The 11,491-nt window shown below is 74.9% G+C and carries 11 protein-coding genes and 1 pseudogene; 6 read left to right on the forward strand and 6 right to left on the reverse strand.

The features are described from left to right. Positions 1-26: 26 nt before the first annotated feature. A pseudogene (locus ACQKM2_RS04780) lies at positions 27-912 on the reverse strand (DJ-1/PfpI family protein). A gap of 52 nt (positions 913-964) precedes the next feature. Between ACQKM2_RS04780 and ACQKM2_RS04785 the strand changes: the two are divergent. The 3 genes from ACQKM2_RS04785 (at position 965) to ACQKM2_RS04795 (ending at position 3,209) form a co-directional block, all read left to right on the forward strand. Beyond that, positions 965-1,366, forward strand: coding sequence for a cupin domain-containing protein (locus tag ACQKM2_RS04785; RefSeq protein WP_427706584.1), 402 nt, complete (start codon positions 965-967; stop codon positions 1,364-1,366). Between the two features lie 148 nt (positions 1,367-1,514). Continuing rightward, positions 1,515-2,495 (forward strand): alpha/beta hydrolase fold domain-containing protein, encoded by a 981-nt coding sequence (locus ACQKM2_RS04790; RefSeq protein WP_427706586.1) that lies wholly within the window; start codon positions 1,515-1,517, stop codon positions 2,493-2,495. A gap of 3 nt (positions 2,496-2,498) precedes the next feature. After that, a complete protein-coding gene (locus ACQKM2_RS04795; protein WP_427706588.1) occupies positions 2,499-3,209 on the forward strand; it encodes a phosphatase PAP2 family protein in 711 nt (236 codons plus the stop codon). 46 nt (positions 3,210-3,255) lie between these two features. On the opposite strand, the gene ACQKM2_RS04800 is transcribed toward ACQKM2_RS04795, so the two are convergent. After that, a complete protein-coding gene (locus ACQKM2_RS04800; protein ID WP_427706590.1) occupies positions 3,256-4,263 on the reverse strand; it encodes a LacI family DNA-binding transcriptional regulator in 1,008 nt (335 codons plus the stop codon). A gap of 168 nt (positions 4,264-4,431) precedes the next feature. On the opposite strand from ACQKM2_RS04800, the gene ACQKM2_RS04805 reads away from it, so the two are divergent. Beyond that, complete coding sequence (locus tag ACQKM2_RS04805) at positions 4,432-5,247, forward strand: class I SAM-dependent methyltransferase (protein WP_427706592.1); 816 nt, start codon at positions 4,432-4,434, stop codon at positions 5,245-5,247. Between the two features lie 202 nt (positions 5,248-5,449). Here the strand turns inward: ACQKM2_RS04805 and ACQKM2_RS04810 are convergent, their stop codons facing one another. Then, complete coding sequence (locus ACQKM2_RS04810; RefSeq protein ID WP_427706594.1) at positions 5,450-6,187, reverse strand: TetR/AcrR family transcriptional regulator; 738 nt, start codon at positions 6,185-6,187, stop codon at positions 5,450-5,452. A 126-nt stretch (positions 6,188-6,313) separates the two neighbouring features. Here ACQKM2_RS04810 and ACQKM2_RS04815 point away from each other — a divergent pair, with 126 nt between their 5' ends. Beyond that, on the forward strand, positions 6,314-7,015 hold the full coding sequence (locus ACQKM2_RS04815; RefSeq protein WP_427706596.1) for an NAD(P)-dependent oxidoreductase: 702 nt from the start codon (positions 6,314-6,316) through the stop codon (positions 7,013-7,015). A 17-nt stretch (positions 7,016-7,032) separates the two neighbouring features. On the opposite strand, the gene ACQKM2_RS04820 is transcribed toward ACQKM2_RS04815, so the two are convergent. Further along, positions 7,033-7,689, reverse strand: a complete 657-nt coding sequence (locus tag ACQKM2_RS04820; protein ID WP_427706598.1) for a class I SAM-dependent methyltransferase — start codon at positions 7,687-7,689, stop codon at positions 7,033-7,035. Positions 7,690-7,834: 145 nt separating this feature from the next. On the opposite strand from ACQKM2_RS04820, the gene ACQKM2_RS04825 reads away from it, so the two are divergent. Further along, positions 7,835-9,046, forward strand: a complete 1,212-nt coding sequence (locus ACQKM2_RS04825; RefSeq protein ID WP_427706601.1) for a hypothetical protein — start codon at positions 7,835-7,837, stop codon at positions 9,044-9,046. Between the two features lie 16 nt (positions 9,047-9,062). Here ACQKM2_RS04825 and ACQKM2_RS04830 read toward each other — a convergent pair whose 3' ends face one another. Then, positions 9,063-10,028, reverse strand: coding sequence for a glycosyltransferase family 2 protein (locus ACQKM2_RS04830; RefSeq protein WP_427706603.1), 966 nt, complete (start codon positions 10,026-10,028; stop codon positions 9,063-9,065). A 65-nt stretch (positions 10,029-10,093) separates the two neighbouring features. After that, positions 10,094-11,458 (reverse strand): AMP-binding protein, encoded by a 1,365-nt coding sequence (locus tag ACQKM2_RS04835; RefSeq protein ID WP_427706606.1) that lies wholly within the window; start codon positions 11,456-11,458, stop codon positions 10,094-10,096. Positions 11,459-11,491: the final 33 nt, after the last annotated feature.

Genomic DNA, 11,491 nt, shown 5'->3' on the forward strand with positions numbered 1-11,491 from the left:
CGCCTTCCCCGGCGGCCCGAGCCCCGTCAACAGCGTGCCACGCCCCCCTGGGCCCCGCACGTCACCCGATTGCCGCGGCCCCCGCTCAGCCCGCGGCCCGGCCCGAACCGCCGCCGGTACGCCGACGGGGTCACGCCCGTCTCCCGGCGCATCAGGGTCCGCAGGTTCGCGGCGGTGCCGAGCCCGCTGTGCCGGGCGACCGGCTCCATCCGGGACTCGCCCCGCTCGATCAGCCGGCGCGCCAGGGACTCGTCCGGCAGCTCGGGGACCGGGCGCTCCACGAACTGCCGCTGGCCGCCGTCCCGGTGCGCCGCGAGACCAGCCGCCGGCTCACGCAGTTGGCGATCTCCGCACCGTGGTCGCGGCGGACCAGGTGCAGTCCGAGGTAGAGCGCCGCCGCGCTCCCCGCGGCGGTGAGGATGTCGCCGTCGTCCACGAACAGCACGTCCGGCTCCAGGCGGACGGAGGGGAAACGGGCCCGGAAGGAGTCCGCCCACTGCCAGAGCGCGGTGGCCCGGCGGCCGTCGAGCACCCCGGCCTCGGCCAGTGTGAAGGCGCCGCTGCTGAAGCCGACCAGGCGGGCGCCGCGCGCGTGCGCCCGCCGGACGGCGTCGAGCACGGCCGGACGGCGTCGAGCACGGCGGGGCGGCGGGGCACCTCTACGTCGGGGCGGTTGGGGACGATGAGGGTGTCCGCCGTGTCGGCCGCCTCCAGCCCGGCCACCCCCGTGAGCGTGAAGAACCCGTCGCGCATCGGCGTGCGCGGCGCGGGGGAGCAGAGCGCGAAGTCGTAGAGGTCGCGGCCGGTCTCCGGCCTGCGCAGGCCGAAGACCTCGGTCGCGCAGCCCAGTTCGAAGGGGTTGGAGTTCTCGTCGACGATCACGACGACCCGGTGCGTGGATTCTTTCGGCATGTGCGATTCCTGGCAGTCACCCCGGCCGTGCGCAGCGGCGCAGCATGGTCCCATGACCGACGGACCCGTTTCCCTGGACAAGGCCCTGGCCTCCTTCGACGCCCTGTGGAGCCCGCGCATCGTCACGCGCGTCAACGACTACGACGTCCGCGTCGCCAAGGTCGAGGGCGAACACGTGTGGCACGCCCACGACCACACCGACGCCGACGAGTTCTTCCTCGTCCTCGAAGGGGAGCTGCGCATCTCCCTGCGCGAGCCCGGCGGGGAGCGCACGGTCGTACTCCCGCGCGGGGCGGTCTTCACCGTCCCCCGGGGCACGGAGCACAAGCCGCGCGCGCCGTCGGGCGCCGCCATCCTCATGTTCGAACCCGCCGGGACGCCGACCGTGGGCGACCGCCACGAGGAGGTCCCGGACCACGTGGACGCCACGACCGGGCACCCCCTCGAAGGCTGAGGCCGGCCGCCGGCCTGGCGGCCGGGAGTGATATCGCGGAACCGGCTGCACCGGCCATCTTGTGGCCTCGGGCGGGGCTGGCTACAGTCCGGTGTTACACGTGTAACTCGGACAGGAGTCACGTGCAGCTCCGCGTGAAAGGGCCGCAATGACGCATTCGCTCCCGGTCGAGCCCGACCTGACCTGGCCGCCCCCTCCCTTCCTGGCGCCCGTACCGCCGGTGGTCGCCGAGGACGGCGTACGCCGCTTCGACGGGGTCACCTACGCCACCCGGCCGGGCTACCGGCCGCGGCTGCTGGACGTCCAGGTGCCCGCCGCCGCGCGGGGCCCCGTCCCGGCCGTGGTCTGGATCCACGGCGGCGGCTGGCTGGAGGGCGACCGGCGCTACCCGCCGCCGACCGTGCCCGCCGCACTGCTGCACGGCACGGTGCTGGCGGCCGGGCTGGCCCTGGTCTCCATCGACTACCGCCACAGCCTCGAAGCGCCCTTCCCGGCGCAGCTGCACGACGTGAAGGCCGCCATCCGCTACGTCCGCAAGTTCGCCGGCGCCTTCGGCATCGACCCGGACCGCATCGCGGTGTGGGGCGAGTCCGCGGGCGGCCACCTCGCCGCCCTCGCGGGTCTGACCGGCCCCCACACCCCCGGCGCCGCCGCCCTGGAGGGCACCGAGGGCGTCGGCGCCGGCGACACCTCGGTGCGGGCCGTCGTCGACTGGTACGGCGTCTGCGACCTGGTCGCCCTGCGCGACCACCCCATGCCGCCGATGCCGCCGGGCGTGGAGTACCCGGACCCCTACGAGGCGCTGCTGGGAGGCACCGAGGAGGCGCGGCCGGAGGCGGCCCGCGCGGCGAGCCCGGTGACGTACGCCCGGCTCGCCGCCGGAGGGGCCGAAGGGGCCGACGCCGCCGGCGCGCCCGGCACGCCGCCGTTCCTGCTGGTCCACGGCACCCGGGACGGCCTGGTCCCCTACAGCCAGAGCGAGGCGCTCGACGCGGCGCTGCGCGAGGCCGGCGGGGAATGCGTACTGGAGCCGGTGGACGGCGGCGACCACATCTTCCTCGGCGTCCCGGACGTCGCCCCGATCGTGACCCGCAGCGTGGCCTTCCTCGCCCGCCACCTGGACGCCTGAGCCGTGCCCGCGAGCGAGAGACCCGTTCCCGCGCACCGCACGCCCGGAGTGCTGCCGCTCGGCCTGCTGCTGGCCGGCGCCACGGTCCTGCTGACGGCGGTCGTCCGCGCCGACCCCGCCCGCCCGCCGTTCCAGGGCGCCGACGAACGCTGGCTCGACCTGATGGGCGGCCCGCACCGGGGCGTCCCCGCCGCCGCGGCCGCGTTCCTGAACTGGTTCGGCGGCCCGGCGGGCGTCGTCGTACCGCTCGCCCTGCTGGCCTTCCTGCTGGTGCGCAGGCGCTGGTGGTCGGCGTGCTGCCTGCTCGTCGCCTACCTCGGGGCCAACCTGCTGGTCGTCCAGACCCTCAAGCGCCTGGTGGACCGGCCGCGCCCGGAGAACCCGCTGGTCCGGGTCGACCACGGCTCCTTCCCCTCCGGCCACGCGGCCGCGGCGGCGGCGCTCGTGGTGCTGGCCGGGGCGCTGCTCGTGCCGGCGGCGCGGCGGCGGGCCTGGTGGTGCGCGGGGGTGCTGTTCACTCTGGCCATGATGTGGAGCCGTACGTGGCTGCACGCGCACTGGCTCAGCGACACCGTGGCGGGAGCGCTGGCCGGGGCGGCGGCCGCGCTGCTGGTCTGGCGCGCGTTCGCACCCCTGCTCGCCCGGGAGGAGCGCGGCTCCGCACTGCCCGAGGGGGTGCCGCGGGCCGTGCCGCCGCAGGCCGCCGGGGGCTGAGGCGGGCGCGGCCGGGGGCCCCGGGGGGAGCCGCCCGGCCGCGTCCTCAGGACGACTGCCGGTGCACCAGGGCCGGTTCGATGCCCGGGACCGCCGGCGCCGTGCCCTGCGCGACCAGCGCGTGCAGGGCGTCCGCCACGGACGCGGCGGACGGCAGCTCCAGCGCGACGCTGGTCAGTGCGGGCCGCTGGAGCGCCGACAGCACCAGGTCGTCACAGCCCACGACGGCCACCTCGTCCGGTACGGGGATGCCCTCCGCCATCAGCGCGTGCATCAGCAGGGCCGCGTATTCGTCGTTGTACGCGAAGACGCCGTCCAGGCCGAGCTCCCGCCACCGGCGGGCCAGCGCCGTCGCGGACTCCCGGGTGTAGGCCAGCTCGACGGGGGTGACGGTCGCCGGATGCCGCGCGGCGACCTGCTCGGCACCGGCCAGCCGCGGCCGGGCGAGGGTGTCGAGGCCGCGCTCGCGCGGGATGACCACCCCGATCCGGGTCCGGCCCTGGTCGATGAGGTGCCGGGTCGCGGTCGCGCCGACGGAGGTGTGGTCGAAGGCGATGGTGTGCACCCCGTCCACGGGGTGCGAGGCGAAGGCGAGCATCCCGCGCACCCCGGCGCGGCGCAGCACCTCGGCCGTCTGCGGGGTGAGCCGGTCGCCGTCGAGGGAGAGCACCGCGGCGGGCCGCAACTCGGCCCAGGCGCGGGCGGCTTCGAGCGGATCGTCGAAGCGGCCGGCGTGCATGACGGTCGTGTAGCCGTGCCGCTCCAGCTCGCTGACCAGGTCGTCCACCCACTCGCTCACCAGGCGTCCGACCGCGGAGACGGAGGCGGGCATCAGGACCAGGTTGCTGCGGCCCGCGCGCAGGGACCTGGCGGCCGCGTTCGGCACGTAGCCGAGCTGTGCGGCGGCGGCCAGCACCCGTGCCCGGGTGCCCTCGCTGACCCGGTGGCCCTGGGTGTCGTTGAGCACGAAGGAGACGGTGGCGCGTGACACCCCGGCCAGGCGGGCGACGTCCGCGCTGGTGGCCGACGCGGGAGCCGATGCCTCTTTGGCCATGGCGTGCTTCATCGCTCTCTGTAGCCCGGTGCTGCCTTCTCGTTTCAGGTTACACGAGTTAAGGCCGAAAGTCCGGGGTGTCGGGTCGGAGGCGATCGGAGGCGATCGGGGGCGACCGGCCGGGAAATCCGATTGATCACTGTTCGCGCCTCCGATTAGCGTCCCCGCATGACCACCCCCTCTCCTGCCCGTACCGCCGAAACCGGCACCGCGGACTCCGCCGGCTCCGCCGACTGGCGCGAGGCCAACCGGGCCAACTGGGACGAGCGCGTCCCGATCCACCTCGGCAGCTCCTTCTACGACCTCCCCGCCTTCGTCGCCGGCCGGGACTCGCTGCAGGACTTCGAACCGGACGAGGTCGGCGACGTCGGCGGCAAGTCCCTGCTCCACCTCCAGTGCCACATCGGGCTGGACACCCTCTCCTGGGCCCGGCGCGGAGCCACCGTCACCGGCCTCGACTTCTCCGGGCCGGCCGTGGCCGCGGCGGGCGACCTCGCCGAGCGGATCGGCGCCGACACCGCGCGCTTCGTCACCGCCGACGTGTACGACGCCGTCGAGGCCCTGGACGGGCGGACCTTCGACATCGTCTACACAGGCTTCGGGGCGCTGTGCTGGCTCCCGGACATCACCCGGTGGGCGCGGACGGTGGCCGACCTCGTCGCCCCCGGCGGCTTCCTCTACCTGGCCGAGTACCACCCGTTCGCCGACGTCCTCACCGAGGACGGGCGGGCCGTCGAGCACGACTACTTCGAGCGCGGGGCGCTGGTCTTCGACGAACCGGGCACCTATGCCGACCTCGGCGCGCAGACCAGGTCCAACCGGACCGTCGAATGGCTGCACGGCATCGGAGAGGTCGTCAGCGCCCTGGCGGCCGCGGGCCTGCGCCTGGAGTTCCTGCACGAGCACGACCACGGCCACTTCCGCCTCCCGGCCGGGCTGTACGTCCCGCAGGTCTACTCGATCCGCGCGGTGAAGGCGCGGTAGCGGAGCTTCCTCTTTCGTGGGCTATAGTTGATCTCGAGCCCACCGCCGAGGAACACGGCGGACGGGACGATGCGTTGGTGGTCCAAGGAAAGACACCCCACTTCCCGTGGGGGAATGCAGGTGCAAGGCCTGCCCAGCGCTCGAACGAAGGCCCCGGCCTCCTCACGGAGACCGGGGCCTTCCTGCTGTGCCGGCCGGGCCGTCAGCCGTTCCGCTCGCGGCCGCCGGCCGGCAGGCCCAAGGCGCGGACGAGGTCGTCCAGTTCCGCGCGGAAGAGCTTGTCCGGGCTGGCGGTCTGGGCGCGCAGGTGCCCGTAGACCTCCAGGGTCACCAGGCCGTGCAGCCGGCCCCAGACGCGCATGGCCAGGGCCACGCCGGCCGGGGGCAGCCCTGGGAACGCCGGGCGGACCTTGTCGAGGAGCGGGGCCGCGAAGTCGGACCACTCGAAGTCGTCGCGCGGGTGCAGGGGTTCGGCGTACGGCCAGGCGGCGGCCGCGAGGGCGGTGAGGCCGAGGCAGACGCGCCGGGCGGCGTCGGGGGCGGCGCCGTCCGGCGGGGCCTGGTAGCCGGGCACGGGGTCGCCGTAAACCAGCCGGAAACCCTCGGGGTTGGCCAGCGCCCAGTCCCGAAGGGCGTGCGCCCAGGCCCGGATCCGGGCGGCCGGGTCCGTGGCGGGGGCCGCCTCCCAGGCGCCGTCCACGGCGTCGGCCAGCGACGTGTACACATCGCCGATGAGGGTGGTCACCAGGTCGTCGCGCGTGGCGAAGTAGCCGTAGATGGCGTTGGCGGTCATGCCCATCTCGCGTGCGATGGCGCGCAGGGTGATCGCGTCGGGCCCGCCCGAGGCCATCAACTCCAGCGAGACCTTCTTGATTTCGGCCGTCGTCTCGGCCCGCAGCCGCTCGCGGCGTCCCTTGGTGCTTCCCACGGTGCTTCCCACGGCGGCCACTCTACAGAGTCACTTTCCCGTGTGCCGTATCTTTACTTCACACCGTATAGTTTTCGAACGGCGTGCACCGGAGGGTCGGTCGCGCCATGTCACCGACCGGCACGACAGGGGAGAGCCATGCACATCGGAGTCATCGGGGCCACGGGCGGGATCGGCAGCCGCGTCGTCACCGAAGCCCTCGACCGGGGACACCACGTCACGGCGTTCAGCCGGGACGCCACGGGGATCCGGGAGGACCGGAAGAACATCACCTGGAAGAGCGTCGACGTCCTCGACGCCGCCGGAATCGCCGCCGTCCTGCCCGGACTGGACGTGCTGGTCAGCGGGTTCCAGCCGGGCAACGCGGCCAGGGACGTCACGGACACCGTGCGGCGGTCGATCGCCGACCCCGCCGTGTACGCGACCGCCGCGAGGGCGCTGCTGAAGGCGCTGGAGAGCCACCCCCGGACCCGGCTGATCGTCATCGGCGGCGCCGGCAGCCTGGAGGTCGAACCGGGCCTGGTCTTGGCCGACTCCGACGAGCACCTGTTCGCCACCCTCGACCCGCTCGGGCTGCCGAGGGAGTACGCGGCCGCCGTGCGCGGCGCCCGGGACGCCCTGGACGTGCTGCGCACCTCCAACCGGCTCTGGACCTACCTCAGCCCCGCCCTGGACATCGCCCCCGGCGAACGCACCGGCCGCTACCGCGTCGGCGGCGACCAGCCGGTCCGGGACGCGGACGGCCGCAGCCGCATCTCCATGGAGGACGCCGCCGTCGCCCTGGTCGACGAGGCGGAACTGCCCCGCTTCGTCCAGCGCCGCTTCACCATCGGCTACTGACGCACGGCCGTGCGGCGTCAGCCGTTGCGCCAGACGAGCGTGTAGCGCCAGAACAGGCGCCGGCGCAGACGCGCGCCGGGGAGGATGCGGCGGGCCTCGTCGGTGATCTCGGTGAAGCCCATGGACGGCGGCCGGGTGGGGGCGGTCATCCCGGCCGGACGGGGCACGCGGCGGCCCCGGTTCTTGACCCAGGCCATGGCGAGGTTCGCCGGGACGGCGGCGGCGCCGAGCAGGTGGTCGGCCGCCGACTCCGGACGGGCGAGGCCCACCACCACGAGGGTCCCGCCGGGCGCCAGGTGCCGGCGCAGCCGGACGAGGGATTCGGCGAAGGGCAGGTGGTGGAGGGCGGCCACGCACGTGATCACCCCGTACGGGCCCGGCGGTATCCCGGCCGGCGCCCGCGCCACGGTGAACGTCACGGCGGCGTCCGCCGGGGTCAGCTCCCTCGCCCGTGCGACGATCCCGGCGTCCGCGTCCACCCCCAGCACCGAGTCGGCCCGCCCGGCCAGCAGCCGGGCGAGATCACCGCTGCCCGAGCCGACGTCCAGGGCGCGGTCGCAGCGCCGGGGGAGCTGCCGCAGGATCCAGCGGTGGTAGTGGGCGTTGTGGTCCCACGGGTGGGCCGCGTGGAACCGTTCGAGGGCCCTGAAGACGCGTTGCGCCGGTGTCGTCATGGGCCCATCCGATCACCCCGGGCGCGGGGCGGGTATCCCGGGCGGGAGTAACTCCGGATGCGGCGCCGGGGGGCGCTGCCCAGAATGATCGTGAAACGCGGCGGAGAACGGCCGGACCGCCGACGAGACGATCGCGGGGCTGGAGATGGCGCAAGCGTCCCGGGCGGCGGGCCGCGGCCCGCGCCGCCGGCTGCTGCCCCCGCTCGTCGCGTGGCTCGTGGCCAACCTCCTCACCTGGGCCGTCGCCGGGGCCTCCGTCGCCGGCGACGGCTCCCGGGTGCGGTACTGGTCCACCGGCGGCCGCAGCCGCTGGGACTCCGCCCACTACCTGTCCATCGCCGAGACCGGCTACGAGATGTTCCGCTGCCGGGACCGCTACCCGGACTTCCCCGACGTCGTCTGCGGGAACGTCGCCTGGTTCCCCGGGTACCCCATGTCCGTCCGGGCGGTCTCCGCCACCGGGCTCTCCTACGAGCTGTCCGCCGCCGTCGTCACCGAGGCCGCCCTGCTCGGCATGTTCGCCGTGCTGTGGTGGCTGCTCGGCGCCCGGCTCACCCCGGCCACCGGCCTCACCCTCGCCGTCGGCACCGTGTTCCCCGGCGGCGTCTACTTCCACGCCCTGTTCCCGATCTCCCTCGCCACCCTCGCCCTGCTGGTCTGCGTCGCCGGGGTGAAGCGCGGCTCGTGGGCGGTCGCCGCCGCCGGCGGCTTCGCGTCCACCGCCTGCCATCCCGTCGGCGCCGTCGCCGCCGGCATGCTGCTCCTGAGCGCCCTCTTCGCGTGGCGCACCGACACCTGGCCGGTCCGGTGCGCCAAGGCCGGCTCGGCGGCGGCCGTCTCCGGCTGCGGCGTGCTCTGGGCCAAGTGGCTGATGTGGCAGGCGACCGGCCGCTGGGACGCGTACGAGACCATCCAGGAGTCCAGCTACGGACAGGGCGGCGTGCACCAGCCCTTCGACGAGATGGCCGCGGCCTACCGCTTCCCGTTCAAGGACTGGTACACGCCCGAGGGACCCCTCCCCTGGCTGGTGCGGCACGCCCTCGACGCGCACCGGACGCAGCTCTGGCTCGACACCGCCTTCGTCCTCCTCGTACTGGCGACGGCCGCCGCCCTGCTCGTCCGCCGCCGCGGGCTCGACCCGGGGGAGTGGGCGGCCGCCCTCCTGACGGCGGCGGTCTTCCTCGTCCCGTTCCTCGCCGGCGCGGAGATGTCCTGGTACCGCAACCACGCGCAGATGTTCACCGGGCTGCTCCTCGTCGCGCGCATGCCGCGGTGGGTCCAGGTGCCGCTGCTGGCCTGCTGCGCGGCGCAGTACGCGCTGCTCGGGGCGATGTTCTTCTCGGGCGTGCTGGTCTGACCGGGCCGGACACCCCCTAGCGCTGCTCCCCGTCCGTGTCACGGGCCACGAAGTAGGCGGGCCGGGCCTGCACGGCCGTGTAGATGCGGGCCACGTACTCGCCGAGCATCCCCACGCAGAAGAGCTGGACGGCTCCGAAGAACAGCACCGTCGTGATCAGGGAGGTCCAGCCGGGCAGGGTGTTGCCCGTGGCGTGGGCGACGAGGGTCCAGACGAGGAACCCGAGGCACACGGCGAGGCTGCCGGCGCCGATCGCCGTGGCCAGGCGCAGGGGCGCCGCCGAGAAGCTGGTGACGCTGTCCAGGGCCAGCAGGACCATCTTGTGCAGGGGGTACTTGGTGGTGCCCGCCACCCGCTCCCCGCGCTGGTAGGTGACCCGCCCGTCGGGGAAGCCCAGCCACGGGATCAGCAGCCGGTGGATCTGCTGCTGCTCGGGCAGCGACTTGAGGGTCTCCACCACCTGCCGCGACAGCAGCCGGAAGTCCCCGGCCTGGGCGGGGACGTGGGGACCCGCCAGACGGCGCATCAGCCAGTAGTAGCCGGCGGCCGTCCGGCGTTTGAAGCCGCTGTCGGCGGAGCGGTCCGTCCGGACGCCGTACACCACGTCCAGACCGTCCGACCGGGCCAGCTCCAGCATCCGCGGGATGACCTCCGGCGGGTCCTGGAGGTCGGCGTCCATGCTGATCACGTAGGCGCCCCGGGCGCGGTGCAGCCCGGCCGTCAGGGCCGCCTGGTGGCCGCTGTTCCGCCGGAGGGTGACCACGCGGAGCTCCGGCCAGGCGCCGCGCAGGTCCTCCAGCACCCGGGGGGTCTTGTCGGTCGAGCCGTCGTCGACGGTGAGGACCTCGTACGGTTCCCCGGCCCCGTCCAGCACGGGCCGCAGCCGCGCCGCCAGAGCGGGCAGGGACTCCTCCTCGTTGAAGACGGGAACCACGATCGACAGGAAGACCGGTCCGCCGGGCGGGTCGCACACAGCACTCATGATGCGGGAACCGCCCGCACCGGGCATGTCGACCGTCGCGGCCGCCGTCACCGCCGTCGCCGCCGTCAGCCCGCCCGGGACTCCGGGACCCGCCCGGTCACCACCAGGCCGCCGTCCACCGCCCGCCGGGCCAGGACCCCGGTGCGGAAGAAGCCGTCGGGGGTGAAGCGGCGGGCGTCGTCCCCGGCCGCCCGGTAGTGGCCCCGCGGGGTGTACGGGCCGCGCGCCAGGAGCTCGCCGGGCTCCCCGTCCGGCACCTCGCGGCCGTCGGAGCCGACGAGGCGGATCTCGTCGTCGGGCGACAGCGGGCGGCCGTGCGGGGTGGGGACGGTCGCGTCCACGTCCGCCGACGGGGTGAGGAGGACCGGCCCCTCCGCCGGGGCGAACACCTGCTGCGCACGGGCGCCCAGCGCGGAGCCGAGCCGCTCGGCGGCCGCCCCGGGCAGGGGCGCGCCGCCGCCGGTCTGCACCAGGCGCAGGCTGCTCGCGCCGGCCCCCGCCGAGGGCAGCGCGCCGAGCCAGGCGGCGGCGGCCTCGTCCGTCAGCGACGCGAGCGTGACCCGCTCCCGCTCGACGAGCGGCAGACACGCGGCGGGATCCGGTCCGTCGGCCAGGACCACGGTCCCGCCCACGTCGAGCGTGCCGACGATGCCGGGGCAGCCGAGGGCGAAGACGGACGCGGCGGGCAGCGCGGCGAGGTACACGTCGTCCTGGGTGAGCGACACCCGCTCGGCGGCGGCCCGCGCCTGGTAGGCGAAGTCGTTGTGGGTGCGCGGAACGAGCACCGGCCCGCCGTCGGCGCCGTCCCCGTCGCCCACCAGCAGGAACGCCACCTGCCCGGCGTCCGGCGGGAGCGCCGGCTCGGGTGCGGCGTCGATGGAGCCCAGCGGCGCGTACTGGCAGTTGGACGGGTCGGTCGTCAGACCGCCGTACGGGGACTCGGTGCCCGGCGGCTCATAGGTGAACACCCGCCGCAGGAAGGGCCAGCGGGCGGCGATGTCCGCGGCCGTCGCCGTGTGGTCGAAGCCCCGGTACTCCGCCGGGCCGACGTAGCCGACGGCCTGGGTGACCCGTACCAGCTCGGGCACCTCGCGGCAGGTGACCGGGCAGAGGACGGGGACCACACCGGCGCGCATCAGCGCGAACGTGCTGACGACGAACTCCGGCACGTTCGGCAGCTGGACGACGACCCGCATCCCGGGCCGCAGCCCGCGCAGCCGGAACCCGGCGGCCATGCGGTCCACGCGCCGGTTCAGGTTCGCGTACGTGAGGCGGGTCCCGCCGTGCACGAGCGCGGTCCGCGGCCCGTACTGCAGGGCCCACCCGCGCAGCAGGTTGTCCAGCGTGCTGCCGCCCCAGTGGCCCGCCGCCCAGTAGCGGTCGACGAACGCCTGCGGCCACGGGGTGCAGCCTTCGAGCATGGATGCCATCGGATTCCTTCCGTGCCGGCTCCCGGACCGGAA

The organism is Streptomyces sp. NPDC004126 (assembly GCF_050275515.1).
GTDB lineage: Bacteria > Actinomycetota > Actinomycetes > Streptomycetales > Streptomycetaceae > Streptomyces.